General features: G+C 68.1%; 15 protein-coding genes, 1 tRNA gene and 2 pseudogenes. 9 read left to right on the top strand and 9 right to left on the bottom strand.

Annotated elements, in window-relative coordinates:
• The first annotated feature begins 45 nt into the window (after positions 1-45).
• The 5 genes and pseudogenes from AC07RM_RS26360 to AC07RM_RS26340 all read left to right on the top strand — a co-directional run bounded on the left by AC07RM_RS26360 (position 46) and on the right by AC07RM_RS26340 (position 4773).
• Positions 46-1047, top strand: a complete 1002-nt coding sequence (locus AC07RM_RS26360; protein ID WP_495336448.1) for a LysR family transcriptional regulator — start codon at positions 46-48, stop codon at positions 1045-1047.
• Positions 1048-1271: 224 nt separating this feature from the next.
• Positions 1272-3227 carry an alpha/beta hydrolase domain-containing protein gene (locus AC07RM_RS26355; RefSeq protein ID WP_495336447.1) on the top strand — a complete coding sequence of 652 codons (1956 nt, stop codon included), beginning with the start codon at positions 1272-1274 and terminating at the stop codon, positions 3225-3227.
• A gap of 152 nt (positions 3228-3379) precedes the next feature.
• Positions 3380-3502 (top strand): annotated as a pseudogene (locus tag AC07RM_RS26350) (transposase); the annotation flags it as partial.
• Between the two features lie 39 nt (positions 3503-3541).
• Positions 3542-4073 (top strand): annotated as a pseudogene (locus AC07RM_RS26345) (IS66 family transposase); the annotation flags it as partial.
• A 49-nt stretch (positions 4074-4122) separates the two neighbouring features.
• A complete protein-coding gene (locus AC07RM_RS26340) occupies positions 4123-4773 on the top strand; it encodes a hypothetical protein (RefSeq protein ID WP_495336446.1) in 651 nt (216 codons plus the stop codon).
• Between the two features lie 130 nt (positions 4774-4903).
• On the opposite strand, the gene AC07RM_RS26335 is transcribed toward AC07RM_RS26340, so the two are convergent.
• The 5 genes from AC07RM_RS26335 to AC07RM_RS26315 form a co-directional block, all read right to left on the bottom strand.
• Positions 4904-4993, bottom strand: a tRNA-Ser gene (locus AC07RM_RS26335).
• A gap of 81 nt (positions 4994-5074) precedes the next feature.
• A complete protein-coding gene (serS, locus tag AC07RM_RS26330) occupies positions 5075-6406 on the bottom strand; it encodes a serine--tRNA ligase (RefSeq protein ID WP_093340804.1) in 1332 nt (443 codons plus the stop codon).
• 50 nt (positions 6407-6456) lie between these two features.
• Entirely contained in the window at positions 6457-7407 is a 951-nt protein-coding gene (locus tag AC07RM_RS26325; protein ID WP_495336576.1) for a threonine/serine dehydratase, read from the bottom strand.
• A gap of 11 nt (positions 7408-7418) precedes the next feature.
• Positions 7419-8387, bottom strand: a complete 969-nt coding sequence (gene ispH / locus AC07RM_RS26320) for a 4-hydroxy-3-methylbut-2-enyl diphosphate reductase (protein WP_093340807.1) — start codon at positions 8385-8387, stop codon at positions 7419-7421.
• A gap of 31 nt (positions 8388-8418) precedes the next feature.
• Positions 8419-8871 carry an FKBP-type peptidyl-prolyl cis-trans isomerase gene (locus AC07RM_RS26315; RefSeq protein ID WP_093340809.1) on the bottom strand — a complete coding sequence of 151 codons (453 nt, stop codon included), beginning with the start codon at positions 8869-8871 and terminating at the stop codon, positions 8419-8421.
• Between the two features lie 107 nt (positions 8872-8978).
• Here AC07RM_RS26315 and radC point away from each other — a divergent pair, with 107 nt between their 5' ends.
• Together radC and AC07RM_RS26305 are read left to right on the top strand one after the other, a co-directional pair.
• Complete coding sequence (radC, locus tag AC07RM_RS26310) at positions 8979-9656, top strand: RadC family protein (protein ID WP_495336445.1); 678 nt, start codon at positions 8979-8981, stop codon at positions 9654-9656.
• Positions 9656-10351 carry a Smr/MutS family protein gene (locus tag AC07RM_RS26305; RefSeq protein ID WP_296778747.1) on the top strand — a complete coding sequence of 232 codons (696 nt, stop codon included), beginning with the start codon at positions 9656-9658 and terminating at the stop codon, positions 10349-10351. Before radC ends, AC07RM_RS26305 begins: the two co-directional genes overlap by 1 nt.
• 33 nt (positions 10352-10384) lie before the next feature.
• On the opposite strand, the gene AC07RM_RS26300 is transcribed toward AC07RM_RS26305, so the two are convergent.
• From AC07RM_RS26300 to fabV, 4 genes are all read right to left on the bottom strand, one after another.
• Positions 10385-12502, bottom strand: coding sequence for a bifunctional 2',3'-cyclic-nucleotide 2'-phosphodiesterase/3'-nucleotidase (locus AC07RM_RS26300; protein WP_495336444.1), 2118 nt, complete (start codon positions 12500-12502; stop codon positions 10385-10387).
• A 109-nt stretch (positions 12503-12611) separates the two neighbouring features.
• The gene (locus AC07RM_RS26295) at positions 12612-13835 is read right to left on the bottom strand and encodes an NAD(P)/FAD-dependent oxidoreductase (RefSeq protein ID WP_495336443.1); all 1224 of its coding nucleotides are present in this window, start codon (positions 13833-13835) and stop codon (positions 12612-12614) included.
• A gap of 28 nt (positions 13836-13863) precedes the next feature.
• A complete protein-coding gene (locus AC07RM_RS26290; protein ID WP_495336442.1) occupies positions 13864-14283 on the bottom strand; it encodes a group II truncated hemoglobin in 420 nt (139 codons plus the stop codon).
• Positions 14284-14286: 3 nt separating this feature from the next.
• On the bottom strand, positions 14287-15489 hold the full coding sequence (fabV, locus tag AC07RM_RS26285; RefSeq protein ID WP_495336441.1) for an enoyl-ACP reductase FabV: 1203 nt from the start codon (positions 15487-15489) through the stop codon (positions 14287-14289).
• A gap of 202 nt (positions 15490-15691) precedes the next feature.
• Between fabV and AC07RM_RS26280 the strand changes: the two genes are divergently transcribed.
• Positions 15692-16519, top strand: a complete 828-nt coding sequence (locus AC07RM_RS26280; RefSeq protein ID WP_495336440.1) for an ABC transporter substrate-binding protein — start codon at positions 15692-15694, stop codon at positions 16517-16519.
• Positions 16520-16664: 145 nt separating this feature from the next.
• On the top strand, positions 16665-17360 hold the full coding sequence (locus AC07RM_RS26275; RefSeq protein WP_093340825.1) for an amino acid ABC transporter permease: 696 nt from the start codon (positions 16665-16667) through the stop codon (positions 17358-17360).
• The last annotated feature ends 11 nt before the right edge of the window (positions 17361-17371 follow it).

Here is a 17371-nt window from a genome sequence, read left to right as displayed (position 1 = left end):
CGCGCGATGCTTTTTGCCTGCGCCGCTCCACCCGACCCATCGACCATGAAGAATCCCGTCCTCACCCCTTCGATGCCCGATGCACTGGCTTCCGGATTGGCCGCCAGCTACACCGGCGTGCTGTCGTTCATGGCGGTCGCCGAGGAACTGAGCTTCATGAAGGCAGGCCACCGCCTGGGCCTCGGGCGCTCGGCCGTGAGCCGCAACGTGCAGCGGCTCGAGACCCAGATGAAGACACGGCTGCTGCAGCGCTCGACCCGCAATGTCGCCCTCACGCCCGAGGGCGAGATGTTCTACGAGCTCAGCCGCCCGGGCGTCGAGCAGATCATGCAGGCGATGCAGCAGGTGCACGAACTGCAGGACGGACCCGCGCGCGGGCAGTTGCGCGTGTGTTCGACGATCGGCTTCGGCCGCAGGATCGTCGGTCCGCTGCTGGCCGATTTCTACAGGCTGCATCCCGGCATCGACGTCGAGCTCATCCTCGACGACCGGATCACCGATTTCACCGCCGACCGCATCGACGTCAGCTTCCGCAACGGCCGCCTCGCGGACAGCAGCATCATCGCGCGCCAGCTCGCGCCCATGGAGATGATGGTGTGCGCATCGCCCGCCTACGCGGCGCGCCACGGCCTGCCCGAGACGCTCGAGGACATCGAGCGCCACGCGTGCATCCAGTTCCGTCTCGGGTCGGGCGGGCTGTACGAATGGGAGTTCATGGAGCCGCCCGCGGACGACGAGCGCGGCGGTCGCCGGGTGCGCAAGCTCATGCCGAAGGGCAGCCGGATCTACAGCGATCCGGAGCTGGTGGTGGGCGCTTTGCGGGATGGCCTGGGCATCGCCCAGGTCGCGGGCTACCAAGTCGCAGACGATCTGCGCGCCGGCCGGCTGGTCCGTTGCCTCGATGCCTATGCGCCCCAGGGGCGGGCGCACTACCTCTGCTATCCCAGCCGCGAACACATGCCGATGCGGATCCGGGCCTTCGTGGAGTTCTATGTGCGGCGGGTTTCGGGCATGCGGGCGGAGCTCGGGTTGCCTGCCCAGACGTAGCTCGGGGACCGAGCAAGAGGCATCGCTGAAAAAAATCAGCGCGTGCTTCGAGCGGATGGCGAAGCGGAAGGATCGTGGTCCCCTCGAGTCTTGCCTGGGGAAATTCCTTAGACCGCATGACAACTGCATACAAGCGCGTCGCGCGACCGCTTCCTAGACTGATTCGGATGCATACGGCGTTGGATCGAACGCACCGCATTTCATTCAGTTTCAAGGAGACATCGATGCAGAGGCAGATTGCAGGATCCAGTGCGCGATCGGCGCCGTTCCATTGGAGTCCGAGGCTGGGCATTGTCGGCATGGCCGTCGGCGCGCTGATCGCGGGCTGCGGCGGCAGCGGCGGCTCCGGCAACGTTCCGTTCATTCCCCCGGTGCAGACGCAACCGCAGCCCCAGCCCGGGACGCAACCGGAGGTCGAACCGCAACCGGAAGCCACCACGTCGAAGGTGCCCAACCCGGTCGTGACGGGCCCCATCGCGAAGGGGGCGATGCCGGGTACGGCGCAGGGACACAAGGAACACGACTACCCATGGCTGGCCACCATGCACAACCTGGCGGCCGTCGGCTACGTCGAAGAGGAATACTTCATCGAGGGCAACGCGAACACCTACAACTTTCCCGCGTCGTACAGCGCCGCGAACAGCGCCACGACGGTCGGCGTGCCGGCCACCGTGGCGACGACCGGCAACCGCTACAAGACGCGCATCCTCGTCCGCCGCCCGGCGTCGGCGGACAAGTTCAATGGCACGGTGATCGCCGAGTGGCAGAACGTCACCGCGGGCTACGACCTCGATGCCCTGTGGGGCTCCGGGTTCGAGCACATGATTCGCGAGGGCTATGTCTATGTGGGCATCTCGGCCCAGCCCGTGGGCGTCAATCAACTGAAGAAGTGGAGCGCGAAGGCCGACGGCTTCAGCGGGCGCTACGACTCGCTCGATGTGGGCGGCGGCTCCAGCACATTGGGCAATGCGATCTCCCACGACGTCTTCCTGCAGGCGCTGCAGGCCATCCGATACCCCGGGAAGGGCATCAATCCCCTGGGCCCGCTGCGGGCCAGGAAAATGATCGTCACTGGCGTGTCGCAGTCGGGCGGCTACCTGCAACGGATCGTCAACAGCTTGGATCCGATCTATGGCAACGCACGCACACCCGACAACAAGGGTCCGATCGACTCCTACATGGTCTACATCGCGGGCGGTTACCTCAACCGGAACCTCGCCGTCCCGGTCTGGAAGGTGATCTCCGAGACCGATGTCGCCGGCCAGGTGGCCTCTCGCCCGACGGGCAACGATGAAGCAGGCAACTACCGCAGCTGGGAAGTCGCTGGCGCCACCCACTCGGGACGACGCACCGCGCTGAATTCCCGGCCGCTCGCCGCACGCGACGACTGGCCGCTGACGGGTGTCGATTGCGTCTACCCGGTCCATCCGCGCGTGCCCGTCCAGCACGTGACCAATGCCGTCTACGACCATCTCGTCAAGTGGATGGACAACCCCTCATACAACCCGCCGCGCATGCCGGCGATCCTCACCAGCGGCACCACGATCGTCCGGGACACCGACCCTGGCCACGAGGACAAGAACTCGCAGGGCGGCGTGCGCCTTCCCGAGATGCTGGTTCCCACCGCATGGAACGCCGGCACCGGCAACAGCGCCAGGCCCGGCGGCGAGGGCGGGACGTTCTGCAGCCTCTATGGCAGCTACTACCCCTTCTCTCCGGCCTACACGGAGCAGCTCTATCCGTCCCGCCGGCGCTACACCGATCTGGTCTCGCTGGCGATCGATGACAGCGTGAAGGCCGGCATCCTGGTTCCCGAGGATGCCAAGCACACGAAATTCGTGGCGGATCAGCTGGAATTCGATGGAGGAACGACACGGCCGGAGAACACCGCGGCCTACATGGCCGCGCAGGATCTGCTGGAGATCACCTACTTCTATCTCTGGAGCACCCCGGCTCAACTCGACGCCTACATGGATCGGGCGGCCCGCATCGCGAAGAACGTGGCACTCGCGGACAAGAGCAGCGGCTCGCAGTTTGTCTACGACTCGATCCGCAACGACTTGAAGAGCTATGCCGACGGCGTGGAAGCCTTGCGCAAGGCCGGCAAGGTTTCGGATGTCAGCGCCAAGGAACTCGCGGATGGCGTGAAGCTGGTGATGGACGGGTTGCCTGCCCTGTGACGCCGGGGCCGGCAACGGCCATCGGCAGCCGGCCCTCCCTGAACGCGGTCTTCGGGCGCTTCTTCGTAAGCGTCCAGGCAAGTCATGTTGATCCGTTGAGCCGCGCCTAAGATGCTCGTATCCATCAACGACTTGATGGATACGTACGCACTATGGACCAAGCATCGCCAGGTCGCCGGCGGCGAGTACACAGCGCAGAGTTCAAGTCCCAGGCTGTGGAAGCTTCGCAGCAGCCGGGTGTCTCGATGGCGGCCGTGGCGATGGCTCACGGCATCAACGCCAACCTGCTGCGGCGTTGGGTGCATGAGACCGAGAGCCGCTCTGACCAGCATCCACGGACCTTCCTTGGTCACGGCACGGAGTGCGGCTGGAAGGGCAGCCTCGTGTGCGACGACTACGCCGGCTACAAGGCGCTGTTCCTCGACGGCGGCATCAAGGAGGCGGGCTGCATGGCCCACGCGCGCCGCAAGTTCGTGGAGCTGCACCTGACCAACAAGAGCACCTTAGCGGCCACCGCCATCGAGTTCATCGGGCAGCTCTACGGCATCGAGCGGGAAGTGAAGGCAGCAGAGGATCGCTTGCGAGAACGACAAACGCGCGCGGCGCCGGTGGCGCAGGTAGCAGATCAGGCCATGGGCCACGGGGCGCAAGAACTGACTGTTCGCTGGGACGCTGCTCGCAGGGCGGCGGGCGGCGGCCATCATGAGCCTCATCCAGACGGCGAAGCTCAACGGGCATGACCCGTATGCGTACCTGCGTGACATCCTGCAGCGGCTGCCGACGCAGTCCGCCCGCAATATCGACGAGCTACTGCCCCAACATTGGGCTCCTTTATCTGCCTCATAGTCATTGGCCCGCCCGGCGCGTAGTCTCGCCTGTCCTGCGAGGCCAGAGAATGAATGGGGATGTCACCTTTGCAAGCTCACCTCAACTAAAAGCCCAAAAGCGCATGGCCTACTACGTCCGCCTTCTTAGCACCTCCGATCAAGTCATTCCAGTTCGCGACCTTGTCACGTCTCTCGAAAGTTCGACGCTGACGGTAGAAAGCGGGACCGATGACGCATGGGGCCAATTGCTCCTCGCACACACGAACGGTCGTGAGATCGCTGCTATTGAGCGAAACACGGTTGGCCATGAATCGATGGCTGCCGAGGAATTGCAGGAATTCCTGGAAGAGTCCCACGAGCTCAAACCTACCTCAGGTGCGGAGTGGCTGCGGGGTTTCCTTCCCAAGGTGAAGACCATCTATGCCTTTCAAATCCTGAGCGGCGCCGAGGTGAATGACGGCTGGTCAGCCATTGCAGCGGTCAAGACGAAACTGTGGAACGACCTCGGCGGAATCTTTCAGGCAGATGGCGAAGGGTTCTCGAACGAAGAGGGATACCACGTCGTCTGGCAGTTCTCTGAGAACGTCCGCGGGTCATGGTGGATGGGCCTGCACAAGGAAGGTCGTTGGGTTCACTTCGAGATGGAACTGGGCGATAGGGCCCAGCGGGAAGCGTTCCTGCGCGGCGAGGTTCCAGCCGGCGCCAATCTCGCGACGTAGCGGTATAGGCGCCGAGCGACGTCAACATGACTTGGCTGGCCGCTTACGCTTCTTCTTCGTGGCAGGAGGCCACGCTTGTCGGGTTCCGATGGCGAGCAGGCAAAAAAATAGCCCCTTGCGGGGCCATTCTTGGAGGAGAGGGAGGGATTCGAACCCTCGGTACTATCGCTAGTACGCCTGATTTCGAGTCAGGTACATTCGACCACTCTGCCACCTCTCCGGTCGCTCTGTCGAGCCTGCGATTATAGCCAGGAAAATCGACACAACCACCCCGTGCCGCGATTTCCCTGTCGTTTTTTCGTCAGCCGCGCAGCACCTCGGTGCCGCCCAGGTAGGGCCGCAGCGCCTTCGGCACGTTGATCGAGCCATCCTCGTTCTGGTGGTTCTCGAGCACCGCGACCAGGGTGCGGCCGACCGCCAGGCCCGAGCCGTTGAGGGTGTGCACCAGCTCGTTCTTGCCCTGGGCATTCTTGAAGCGCGCCTGCAGGCGCCGCGCCTGGAAGGCCTCGCAGTTCGAGACCGAGCTGATCTCGCGGTAGGTGTCCTGCGCCGGCAGCCAGACCTCGAGGTCGTAGGTCTTGGTCGAGCCGAAGCCCATGTCGCCGGTGCACAGCAGCACGACTCGGTACGGCAGCTCGAGCGCCTGCAGCACCACCTCGGCATGGCCGGTCATCTGTTCGAGCGCCTCGTAGCTCTTCTCGGGATGCACGACCTGCACCATCTCGACCTTGTCGAACTGGTGCTGGCGGATCATGCCGCGGGTGTCGCGGCCCGCGCTGCCGGCTTCCGAACGGAAGCACGGGGTGTGGGCCGTGAGGCGGATCGGCAGCTGCGCCTCGGGCACGACCTCGTCGCGCACGAAGTTCGTGAGCGGCACCTCGGCGGTCGGGATCAGGTAGAGCGCCGACAGGTCGGGCGCGGGCTCGCCGTCCTGGCCGCCCTTCTTGGCGGCGAACAGGTCGCCCTCGAACTTGGGCAGCTGGCCGGTGCCGCTCAGGGTGGCGGCATTGACGATGTAGGGCACGTAGCACTCGGTGTAGCCGTGCTGCTGCGTCTGGATGTCGAGCATGAACTGGGCAAGCGCGCGATGCAGCCGCGCGATCGGGCCCTTCATGACGGTGAAGCGCGAACCCGAGAGCTTGGCGCCCATCTCGAAATCGAGGCCGAGCGGCGCGCCCAGGTCGACGTGGTCCCTGGGCGCGAAGCCCAGCGGCGTGGCCGAGGCGCCGGCGCCGCCCTGCGGGCTCCAGCGGCGCTGCTCGACGTTGCCGGTCTCGTCCTCGCCCAGCGGCACGCTGGCGTGCGGCAGGTTGGGCACGGCCAGCAGCAGCGCCTGCAGCTCGGGCTGGATCTCGTCGAGGCGCTTCGATTGCGATTCCTGCTCGCCCTTGAGCGCGTTGACCTCGGCCATCAGCGCGTCGACCGACTCGCCCTTGGCCTTGAGCGGGCCGATCTGCTTGTTCAGCGTATTGCGGCGCGCCTGGATTTCCTCGGTGCGGGTCTGCAGCGTCTTGCGCTCGGCCTCGAGCGCGGTGAAGGCCGAGACGTCGAGGTAGGGCTGGTTCTTCTTGCGTTTTTCGAGGCCGGCCACGGCGGCGGCCAGGTCTTTGCGGAGCAGGGTGATGTCGAGCATCGCCCGATTTTAGGTGGGCGCGCCCGCACTACGCCCCGCGCGGGGCTCGTTCAGCCGACGCTGGCCGGATCGACGTTCGCGCCGCAGACGATCAGGCACACCTTCTCGCCCGCGCGCGGCACGTAGGCGCCGGTCTGCAGCGCGGCCAGCGGCAGCGCGGCGGCCGGTTCGACGGCCAGCTTCATTTCCTTCCACAGCCACTGCTGCGCGGCGCGGATCGCCTCGTCGGACAGCAGCAGCGCATCGGCGACGTGGCGCTGCGCGATGTCCCAGGCGATGGCGCCGATGCGGCGCGCGCCCAGCGAATCGGCCGCGATGCCGCCGACCTCGACGTCGACCGGCGCGCCGGCCTCGCGGGCACGGAACAGCGTGGGCGCGCCCTCGGGCTCGAGCGCGATCACGCGCGCGCGCTGCTCGAACCAGCCGGCGAGGCCGCCGATCAGGCCGCCGCCGCCCACGCTCACGAGCACGGCATCGGGCAGGCCGCCCTGGGCCTCGATCTCGCGGCCCAGGGTGCCGGCGCCGGCCACCACCTCGGGTTGGTCGTAGGCATGGGTCAGCAGGGCGCCGGTTTCGGCCTGGCGCGCCAGGCAGGCGGCCAGTGCATCGGGATAGAGCTGGCCGACCACCACCACCTCGGCGCCCAGCGCGCGCAGGCGCGCGCGCTTGGCCTCGGGCGAGACGCCGGGCAGGTAGACCTCGCAGCGCACGCCGAGCGCGCGCGCCGCGGCGGCGGTGGCGATGCCGGCATTGCCGCCCGAGGCGACGATCACGCCGCTCTCGGGGATGGCGTTGGCCAGCAGCCGGTTCATCATGCCGCGCGCCTTGAAGCTGCCGCTGACCTGCAGGTGCTCGAGCTTGAGCCAGACCTCGGCCCCGGGCGCCGCGACGCCGAGCGCCGCCGCGGGCAGCTTCCACAGCGGGGTCTGGCGCAGGAAGTGGCCCGAACGTTCATTCAGGCGTTGCCAGGCGCTATCGATTTCAGAGCGCCATTCGGTGATTGCAGCAGCGGTCAAGAGATGTGTCCAGGAGGAGGAATGTCGGCCAGCTTGAGGCCCTTGGGCAGCGGGAACTTGATGGTTTCCTCGATGCCGTCCATCTTGCGCACCGAGACCGCGCCGAACGCGCGCACGCGCTCGATCACCTCGCGCACCAGCACCTCGGGCGCCGAGGCGCCGGCGGTCAGGCCGATGCGGGTCTTGCCCTCGAACCATTCGGGCTGGAGCTCGTCGGCCGAATCGACCATGTAGCTCTCGGTGCCCAGGCGCTGGGCCAGTTCGCGCAGGCGGTTGCTGTTGGAGCTGGTGGGGCTGCCGACCACGATCACGAGGTCGACCTGCGGGCTCATGATCTTCACCGCGTCCTGGCGGTTCTGGGTCGCGTAGCAGATGTCCTGCTGCTTGGGCTCGCGCACGGCCGGAAAGCGCGCGCGCACCGCGGCGGCGATCTCGGCCGCGTCGTCCACGCTCAGCGTGGTCTGCGTGACCACCGCGAGCTTCTCGGTCTGGCCCGGCGCGACGCGCGCGACGTCTTCCACGTCTTCCACCAGATGGATGCCGCTCGAGAGCTGGCCCATCGTGCCCTCGACCTCGGGATGCCCCTTGTGGCCGATCATGATGAACTCGTAGCCTTCCTTGGCGAGCTTGGCGACCTCGACGTGCACCTTGGTCACCAGCGGGCAGGTGGCGTCGAAGATCTCGAAGCCGCGGTCGCGCGCCTCCTGCTCCACCGCCTTGCTCACGCCGTGCGCGCTGAACACCAGCGTGGCGCCGGGCGGCACGTCCGACAGCTCCTCGATGAAGATCGCGCCCTTGGACTTGAGCTCGTTGACCACGTAGGTGTTGTGCACGATCTCATGGCGCACGTAGATCGGCGCGCCGAACTTGGCGATGGCGCGCTCGACGATCTCGATCGCGCGGTCCACGCCGGCGCAGAAGCCGCGCGGCTCGGCGAGGATGACTTCCTCGATGCCTTCGTTCATCGTGCCTCCCCGGCCGCGGTGCCGCGCGCCATCACAACACCCCGATCAGTTGCACTTCGAAGGTCACGGGCTGGCCTGCGAGCGGATGGTTGAAATCGAAGCGCACGCCGGTCTCGTTGGACTCGATCACCGCGCCGGCATAGCTGCCGGTGCCGTCGGGCGTGGGGAACTGCACCACGTCGCCCACGGCGTACTGCTCGTCGGGGTCGCCGATCTGCGCCAGCAGCTTCTTCGCGACCCACTGCTGCATCTCGGGATTGCGCTCGCCGAAGGCCTCGCCGGCCGGCAGCTCGAAGGTGGCGTGGGCGCCCTCCTCGAGGCCCAGCAGGCGCTGCTCGACCGCCGGCGACAGCTCGCCGGTACCCAGCGACAGCGTGGCGGGCTTGTCGGCGAAGGTGTTGATGATGTCGCCCGCGGGCCCGGAGAGCCGGTAGTGCAGGGTCAGGAAGGAGCCGGGGGTGACGACGTGGGGCGTTTGGGACATGGAGGCAGCAATGGTTGACAAAGACAAGACGGGTGTCCCGATAAACTGGGCTGCATTTTAAGGACGGGCGCTTCCACCCGCCCCGTTCAAGGTTTAGCAGGCTCTCCATGGCTTTCAAGGATCTCCCCGAACATGCCCGCCCGCGCGAGAAGCTCATCGCGCGCGGCGCCGCCGCGCTGGCCGACACCGAGCTGCTCGCGCTGCTGCTGCGCACCGGCGTGGCCGGCAAGAACGTGCTGCAGCTCGCGCAGGAGCTGCACGAGCGCTTCGGCGGCCTCGCGGGCCTGCTGCAGGCCAGCCCCGAGCAGTTGCGCGGCGTGCGCGGCATGGGCGGCGCCACCAAGCGCGCCGAACTCATCGCGGTGCTCGAGCTCGCGCGCCGCGCCATGGCCGAGCAGCTCTCGCAGCGCACCGTGCTCGATGCGCCCGAGGCCGTGCGGCAGTACGTGCAGATGCACATCGGCACGCGCCCGCACGAGGTGTTCGCGGTGCTGTTCCTCGACGCGCAGCACCGGCTGATCGTGCTCGAGGAGCTGTTCCGCGGCACGCTGACCCAGACCAGCGTCTATCCGCGCGAGGTCGTGCTGCGCGCGCTGCACCACCATGCGGCCGCGGTGGTGCTGGCCCACAACCATCCGAGCGGCAGCATCGAGCCCTCGCGCGCCGACGACGCGCTCACGCAGACGCTGCGCGCCGCGCTCTCGCTGGTCGACGTGCGCGTGCTCGACCACGTGATCGTGGGCGTGGGCCGCAGCTTCTCGATGGCCGAACAGGGGTTGCTCTGATGGCCGCCGCACGTCCGCCCTCCCCCGGCGCCGCGCCGGCGCCAGCGCCCAAGAGCCTGAAGAACCTGGCCGACCTCAAGCAGGTGCAGCGCCAGCTCGCCGAAACCCGCGAACGCGAAGCGGCCGAGGCCGCGGCGCGCGCCGTGGCCGAGCGCAAGCGCGCGGCCGAAAAGGACCTGTTCGCGCGCGCCGTCGGCGCCACCGAGCCGCTGCGCCAGAAGACGCGCACCGTGCCGCTCGCGCCCGAGCCGCCGGCGCCGATCCCGGTGCAGCACCAGCTCGACGAGCAGCGCGTGCTGCGCGAATCGCTGTCCGACGAGTTCGACGTCACCACCTTGCTCGACGTCGACGACGCCATGAGCTTCCGCCGGCCCGGCATCGGCACCGACGTGACCGCGCGGCTGCGCAAGGGCGACTGGACGATCCAGGCCCAGGTCGACCTGCACGGCCTGCGCAGCGACGAGGCGCGCGAGGCGCTCGGCGGCTTCATCCGCAACGCGCACAAGCAGGGCCTGCGCTGCGTGCGCGTGGTGCACGGCAAGGGCCTGGGCTCGCCCGGCAAGCAGCCGGTGCTCAAGACCAAGACGCAGCGCTGGCTGATCCAGAAGAACGAGGTGCTGGCCTTCGTGCAGGCCAAGCCGGCCGAGGGCGGGGCCGGAGCGCTGGTGGTTCTGCTGGCGCCCGTCAAGCGCTGAGCGGCTCCCTCCGGCAGGAGGGAGCCACTACCCTCACTTGCTCAGATCGAGCTTGTAGACCGAGCGCCCCTTCCCGCTCCCATCGTCCGCCATCAGCAGCGAGACGTTGTCCAGCCCCGCCGCCGTCGCCGACGCGAGCTGGCCCTGCCCCGAGGTGAACACCACGTTGCCGGCCGTCGTGGCCTTGGTGAAGCGCCAGCTGCGCGCCGCGCCGTTGGCCGCGCGCGTGATGGTCTTCTTCGCCTTCACGTAGGCGATCAGCACGTCCCGGTTGGCATCGGGCGAGGCGTAGATCGTCGCGCGGCCGTCGAGCGCGGGGATGAAGCTCGCGCCGCTGGTGGCGCGGTAGTTGTTGGTGGCGATCACGAATTCCTTGGCCGGATCTATGGCCGCGCCCAGGTACGTGAGGTTCCGGATGCGGCTGCCGACCTCCTGCGTCACGTCGATCTCGTACTGCACGTCGGGCGTGGCGAACATGTCGAAGTTGTAGCCCGGGAAGGTGCTGATCAACTGCTGGTCGGCCGTGGCCGTGGTGCTGATCTTGTTGAAGCGCTTGGCCGCGGCCTCGAGCCAGGCCTTGATCTCGGCGCCCGTGACCTTCACCGCGTAGACGGTGTTCGGGTACAGGTAGAGGTCGGCGGCGTTGAAGATCGCGAGGTTGCCCACGGCCACGTCGGTGTAGTCGCGGCCGCCCTCGTAGCCCGACTTGAAGGGCGCGCTGACCGACAGCACCGGCAGGCTCGCGTACTGCGGCAGGTTGGCCTGGATGTAGCTCTTCACGTAGTCGGCCTGGGCCTGGTTCACGATCTGGATCGCGCCCGGGTCGCCGACGTCGGCGAAGTAGGTGTTCATGCGGAAGTCGGTGCTGCCGATCGGCGTCTTCACGTAGTCGATCGCGGCCTGGTGCTGGGTCTCGATCAGCGGCGCGATGGCCGGGTCGGCATCGACGTAGACCGCCTTGCCCGCGTCGTCCTTGCCGGTCTGCGTGGAGCGCGCCTCGACCGCCGTCTTGCTCTTGTCGATGGCCCAGGCCTTGCCGTCCCACGACAGCTCGAGCTTGATCACGCCCAGCGCCTTGCCCCACGAGCTCGGCATCACGGCCGGCACGCCGTTCACGGTGCCGGCGGCGTTGTCCACGCCCGGCTGCTTGAAGCCGGGGTTGGCGCCGCGGTCGGGAAACACGCCGTGCTGGTGGCCCATCAGCAGCGCGTCGATGCCGGGCACCTTCGACAGGTGCAGGCCCGGGTTCTCCATGGTCGGCGTGTAGGCCGCGGCGTCGAGGCCGCCGTGCTGCAGCGCGACCACGATGTCGGCGCCCTTGGCGCGCAGCTCGGGGATGTAGCGCGTGGCGGCTTCCACCGCGCCCTCGGTGCGCAGCTTGCCCTCGAGATAGCGCTTGTCCCAGTTCATGATGCCCGGCGTGGTGAAGCCGATCACGCCGACCTTCAGCGGCACCGTCACGCGCGAACCGTCGGGCGCGGTGGCGGTGAAGCTCTTGTTGACGATGGTGTAGGGCGCGAGCAGCGGCTTGCCGCTCTTCACGCTCTGCACGTTGGCCAGCACCAGCGGGAAGTTCGGGCCGGCGCACTTCTTCGTGCCGTCCACGCCCTCGACGTCGAGGCCGCCGCCGATCGCCTGGTTGAGGAAGTCGAGGCCGTAGTTGAACTCGTGGTTGCCCAGCGTGCCGGCGTCGAAGCCGGCGGCGTTCATCGCCTTGTACATCGACAGCGGCTGGGTGCAGGGGATGCGGCTCACCAGCGCCTCGTAGTCGGCCAGCGCTGTGCCCTGGATGGTGTCGCCGTTGTCGAACAGCAGCGTGTTCGCGAACTCCTTGCGCGCGGCCGCGATCAGGGTGGCGGTGCGCTCGTAGCCATAGGACTTGTCCTCGGCGAGCTTGAAGTAGTCGTAGCTGCGCACGTTGAAGTGCAGGTCGGTGGTCTCGAGCAGCGCGACGGTGGCGCGCGTGCCGGCCGCGATCGGCGCGGGGGCGGGCGCCGGGGACGGCGCCGGCGCGGGCGGCGGCACCGGCAGGAACACGCCGCCGCCGCCATCGCCGCCGCCGCATGCGCTCAGCATGGCAGTGGCGATCAGTGCGGCACAGGCGGTCATGGACGCGGTGCGTGGAAAGCGGGTGTTTGCAAGTGGCTTCATCGAAAGGTCTCCCTCCTGTTCAAGGAAGACCAGTCTCTGGAGCCGAGGTGACAGTCCGGTGAATGAATCCTGAAATGCAGCGGCGTTGCGACAAGCCGTGACCGGATGTTTACGCGAGGTGATTCTTAAGTGGTACCGAGGCGTCCGCGATCGCCGCGGGGTCGGGGCTGCGGCCCGCGTCGAGCAGCTTGCGGCTCATCATGTGATCGACCGGCGCGTTCACCGATTCCACGCACGCGAGCTGCCCGTCGACGTAATGGAACAGCGAGAAGGCATCGGGCTTCGGCCCCGCACGGCGCACCGTGACATGGCCCGGCGTGCCCTCGGCCGGCACCAGCCCCACCATCTGCAGCCGCATGCCGCCCTGGTCGGACCAGAACCACGGCACCACGTCGTGCGCGCGCGCCGTGCCCAGCAGGGTGGCAACGGCGGTGCGCGCCTGGTCGTTGGCGTTCTGCACCGACTCGAGCCGCAGCGCGCGGCCCGCGCGCCGGTCGGGGAATCGCGTGCAGTCGCCGACCGCGAGCACGCCGGCCGCGCTGGTTTGCATGTGTTCGTCGACCACGATGCCGTCGGCGCACTCGATGCCCGCGGCCTGCGCGAGCGCGGTCTCGGGCACCGCGCCGATGCCCAGCAGCAGCAGGTCGACCGGCTGCTGCGCGCCGTTCACGCGCAGCGACACCAGCCGATCGCCCTCGACCTCGAAGCCGTCGGCGGTCGCGCCTAGCACGATGTTGATGCCGGCGGCGCGGTGCGTGGCCAGCACGTGGTCCGAGAGCTCGGGCGAGACCGCGCGGCCCAGCAGGCGCGGCGCGCTCTCGATCACCTGCACCTCCTTGCCGAGCGCCTTGGCGGTGGCCGCGACCTCGAGGCCGATGAAGCCGCCGCCGAGCACCGTGACGCGCTGCGCCTCGGCCAGCCGCGCGCGCAACCGATGCGCCTCGTCGGCCGCGCGCAGGCTCGCGACGTTGACCAGCTCGTGCGAGAGCGCGGCGATCCGGCGCGCGCGCGTGCCGGTGGCCAGCACCAGCGCTTCCCACGGCAGCACCGCGCCCGAGCGCAGGGTCACGTTGCGCGCCTCGCGGTCGATGGCCACGGCCGCATCGCCCAGGTGCAGCGTGATGCCGGCCTCGCGGTACCAGTCGGCCGCCTTGTGCGGCTGCGTGGCTTCCTCGGCGCTCTTGAGGAAGGCCTTCGACAGCGGCGGACGGTGGTAGGGCTCGCAGGCCTCCTCGCAGACCAGGTGCACGCGCGCGCCCTGCCCCGCCTCGGCGAGGCCGGCGCACAACTGGGCGGCCGCGTGGCCGCCGCCGATGATGACGATGAAATTCATGAAGTGAGTCTTTCGAAAATCGTTGTTCTCAGCCGCCGCGGTTGCGCATCCAGTCGGCGGTCTTGAAGAAGGAGTCGCGCAGCCGCGCGCGCAGGTCCTCGGGCACCTCGGTCTCGCCCATGGCCTGGTCCATGCAGGCCAGCCACTGGTCGCGTTCCTTGATGCCGATGCTGTGGCCGCCGATGCTCTGCGGCAGGTGGCGCGCGCGCAGCATCGGATGGCCGAAGCGGTCGGTGTAGTACGAGGGCCCGCCGAGCCAGCCGCAGAGGAACCAGAACAGCCGCTGGCGCGCGTTGTCGAGGTCGCTGCCGTGCACCGCGCGTAGTTGCGCGTAGCCGGGCTCGAGGTCCATCAGGTCGTAGAAGCGCTCGACCAGCGCGCGCACTTTTTCCTCGCCGCCGATCCATTCGAAGGGCGTGTCGAAGGGCGGCTTGTCCTGGATCTGCATCGCTCAGCCCACCTGCACGAGGCCGGGGATCGGCACGTCGGGGTTGGCATCGGCCGCGTAGTCCACGCCCTCGATGCCGAAGCCGAACAGGCGCAGGAACTCGGCCTTGTAGCCCGCGAAGTCGGTCAGCGCCTGCAGGTTCTCGCTCGTGACCTGGGGCCAGAGTTCGAGCACGCGCGCCTGCACCGCGGGTGCGAGCTCCTTGCGGTCGGCGCGCAGCCGGCCTTCCTCGTCGAGCGGCGGCGCGCTGCCGTAGAGACCTTCGCGGAACAGGCCGTCGACCTGCTCGATGCAGCCCTCGTGCGTGCCCTCTTCCTTCATCACCTTGAACAGCAGCGAGAGGTACAGCGGCATCATCGGGATCGCCGAGCTGGCCTGCGTGACCACTGCCTTGAGCACCGCCACGCGCGCATCGCCGCCGCCATGGGCCGCGAGCTTGGCGCGGATCGCGGGCACGGTGCGGTCGAGGTCCTTCTTGGCCGCGCCGATCGAGCCGTTCCAGTAGATGTCCTGCGTGATCTTCTCGCCGAGGTAGGTGAAGGCCGTGGTCTTCGCGCCCTCGGCCAGCACGCCGGCCTCGTGCAGCGCGTCGATCCACAGCTGCCAGTCCTCGCCGCCCATCACGGCCACCGTGTTGTCGATCTCCTCCTGCGTCGCGGGCTCGAGCACGGTCTCCTTGACCGTGCCGCTGTCGGTGTCGATGCCGCGCAGGCTCACTGCCTGGCCGATGGGCTTGAGGGTGGAGTTGAAGACCTGGCCGGTCTTCGGATGGGTGCGCCGCGGCGCCGCGAGGCTGTAGACCACCAGGTCGACCTGGCCCAGGTCCTGGCGGATGGTCTCGATCACCTGCTGCTTCACCGCATCGGAGAAGCCGTCGCCGTTGATGCTCTTCGCATAGCGGCCCTCGGCCGTGGCGAGGCGCTCGAAGGCGGCCGTGTTGTACCAGCCGGGCGTGCCGGTCTTGGTGGCGCTGCCGGCGCGCTCGAAGAACACGCCCAGCGTGTCGGCGCTGCCGCCGAAGGCTGCGACGATGCGCGCCGCGAGGCCATAGCCGGTGGAGGCACCGATCACCAGCACCCGCTTCGGCGCGCCCGCGACCGGGCCCTGGGCCCGCACGTGCTCGATCTGTTGCCGGACATTGGCCTCGCAGCCGACGGGATGGGTCGTGACGCAGATGAAGCCACGCACGCGCGGTTGGATGATCATGGGAAGGAAGGCAAGTCTGGGGAAAGAAAAAGGACGGTGGCGCGCGAGGCGCCGGGCACCGGTCTCTTGACGGGCGCGCGGGCGCGAATTTACCGCACGTTCATTCCCATGCGGCCATGTACATATATGGATTGACCATTTAATGAACCGAAGTTTTGTTGATAAGGTGCCGCCCTTGCATTCACAGAAGGAGAAGAAACACATGCGCCTGAACATCCTCGCCGCGGCCCTCGCCGCCTCCGCCCTGCTCGCGGGCACCGTCGCCCACGCCGACCAGCTGGCCGACATCAAGAAGAAGGGCGAACTCGTGGTCGGCGTGCTCGGCACCGACGAGCCCGCCACCTTCATCGACCCCAAGACGCGCCAGATCGTGGGCTACGAGGTCGACCTCGCCAACGCCATCGCGAAGAAGATCGGCGTGAAGACCACGCTCAAGCAGATCGCCGTGGCCGCGCGCATTCCCGAGCTGCAGCAGGGCCACGTCGACCTGGTCGCCGCCGGCCTCACGCACAACAAGGAACGCGAGGCGCAGATCGACTTCTCGCTGACCACCTTCGTGACCGGCCAGAAGGCCATCGTGAAGAAGGACAGCGGCATCGCCGAGGTATCGCAACTCGGCGGCAAGAAAGTACTGACCATCCGCGGCGGTACCCAGGAACCCAACATCCGCAAGGCCGTGCCCACGGCCGACGTCGTGACCTTCGACACCAGCCAGCAGGCCTTCCAGGCGCTGCAGCAGGGCAAGGGCGTGGGCTACGTCGACGACGAGGCCGCGCTGCTGCGCAGCTACGCCAAGCTCGGCCCGCAGAAGGCCCAGTACGTGGTGCTCAAGCAGAACCTCAGCACCGAGGCGCTGGCCATCGGCATCAAGAAGGGCGAGAGCGGCCTGAAGGCGGTGGTGGACGACACGCTGCGCGAGCTCGAGAAGTCGGGCGAGGCCGAGAAGATCTTCGTGAAGTGGTACGGCCCGAACACCGCCTCGGGCTTCCAGACGCGCGACTTCAAGCTCGAGAGCGACAAGATCGACTGATCCCGCGTTTCTCCTTCCCCCGCCGGGGGAAGGCCGGGATGGGGGCACGCAGCCTGCGCACCGACCGCCCGGTGCCCCCACCCCAACCCTCCCCCGGCGGGGGAGGGAGCCAATCCCCCCACGCGGCAGCGATACTGTCGCCCCCATGCCCCTGTTCGACTATTCCTTGCTGCTGACCGGCAAGTACCACGACATGCTCGTCGCGGGCTTGTGGCTGTCGCTGCAGCTGCTCGCGGCCTCGCTGGTGTGCGCGCTGCCGATCGCGCTCGTGGTGGCCATGCTGCGGCTCGCGCCGCTGGCACCGCTGCGCTGGCTCGGCTTCGCCTACGTGGAATCGATCCGCAACATCCCGCTGCTGGCCCACATGCTGTTCTGGTACTTCGGCGCGCCCGAGCTGCTGCCCGAAGGCTTCAAGCAATGGCTCTACGCGGGCCATATCGAGGCCTACAGCGCGATCGTCGCGCTGTCGCTCTACACGGCCGCCTTCATGGCCGAGGACATGCGCAGCGGCATCCGCTCGATCCCCGCGGTGCAGTTCGAGGCCGGTCGCGCGCTGGGCTTCGGCTGGCTCGCGACGATGCGCCGCGTGGTGCTGCCGCAGGCGCTGCGCGTGACCGTGCCGCCGCTGATCTCGCAGACCCTGAGCCTGTGGAAGAACACCTCCATCGCCACCGTGATCGGCGTGGCCGAACTCATGTACCAGGCCGGCCAGGTCGAGAGCGCGACCTTCCGCAGCTTCGAGTCCTTCGCCTTCGCGAGCGCGGCCTACCTCACGGTCTCGCTCGCGATCACGGCGCTCGCGAGCTGGTACCACCACCGCTTCCCGGTGAGGACGCTGTGATGCGCACGGAG

The sequence above is a fragment of the Variovorax sp. GW821-FHT09B05 genome, assembly GCF_059418265.1.
The sequence above is the reverse complement of the archived record's forward strand: the minus strand, read 5'-3'. Positions and strand labels throughout refer to the sequence as shown.

What these genes read in the sequence shown, in the direction of transcription:
- AC07RM_RS26290 (WP_495336442.1), bottom strand. Translation starts at nt 14,283, where the DNA reads ATGCAGATCCAGGACAAGCCGCCCTTCGACACGCCCTTCGAATGGATC.
- AC07RM_RS26280 (WP_495336440.1), top strand. Translation starts at nt 15,692, where the DNA reads ATGCGCCTGAACATCCTCGCCGCGGCCCTCGCCGCCTCCGCCCTGCTC.
- AC07RM_RS26300 (WP_495336444.1), bottom strand. Translation starts at nt 12,502, where the DNA reads ATGAAGCCACTTGCAAACACCCGCTTTCCACGCACCGCGTCCATGACC.
- fabV (WP_495336441.1), bottom strand. Translation starts at nt 15,489, where the DNA reads ATGATCATCCAACCGCGCGTGCGTGGCTTCATCTGCGTCACGACCCAT.
- AC07RM_RS26315 (WP_093340809.1), bottom strand. Translation starts at nt 8,871, where the DNA reads ATGTCCCAAACGCCCCACGTCGTCACCCCCGGCTCCTTCCTGACCCTG.
- AC07RM_RS26305 (WP_296778747.1), top strand. Translation starts at nt 9,656, where the DNA reads ATGGCCGCCGCACGTCCGCCCTCCCCCGGCGCCGCGCCGGCGCCAGCG.
- ispH (WP_093340807.1), bottom strand. Translation starts at nt 8,387, where the DNA reads ATGAACGAAGGCATCGAGGAAGTCATCCTCGCCGAGCCGCGCGGCTTC.
- AC07RM_RS26360 (WP_495336448.1), top strand. Translation starts at nt 46, where the DNA reads ATGAAGAATCCCGTCCTCACCCCTTCGATGCCCGATGCACTGGCTTCC.
- radC (WP_495336445.1), top strand. Translation starts at nt 8,979, where the DNA reads ATGGCTTTCAAGGATCTCCCCGAACATGCCCGCCCGCGCGAGAAGCTC.
- AC07RM_RS26275 (WP_093340825.1), top strand. Translation starts at nt 16,665, where the DNA reads ATGCCCCTGTTCGACTATTCCTTGCTGCTGACCGGCAAGTACCACGAC.
- AC07RM_RS26340 (WP_495336446.1), top strand. Translation starts at nt 4,123, where the DNA reads ATGAATGGGGATGTCACCTTTGCAAGCTCACCTCAACTAAAAGCCCAA.
- AC07RM_RS26295 (WP_495336443.1), bottom strand. Translation starts at nt 13,835, where the DNA reads ATGAATTTCATCGTCATCATCGGCGGCGGCCACGCGGCCGCCCAGTTG.
- AC07RM_RS26355 (WP_495336447.1), top strand. Translation starts at nt 1,272, where the DNA reads ATGCAGAGGCAGATTGCAGGATCCAGTGCGCGATCGGCGCCGTTCCAT.
- serS (WP_093340804.1), bottom strand. Translation starts at nt 6,406, where the DNA reads ATGCTCGACATCACCCTGCTCCGCAAAGACCTGGCCGCCGCCGTGGCC.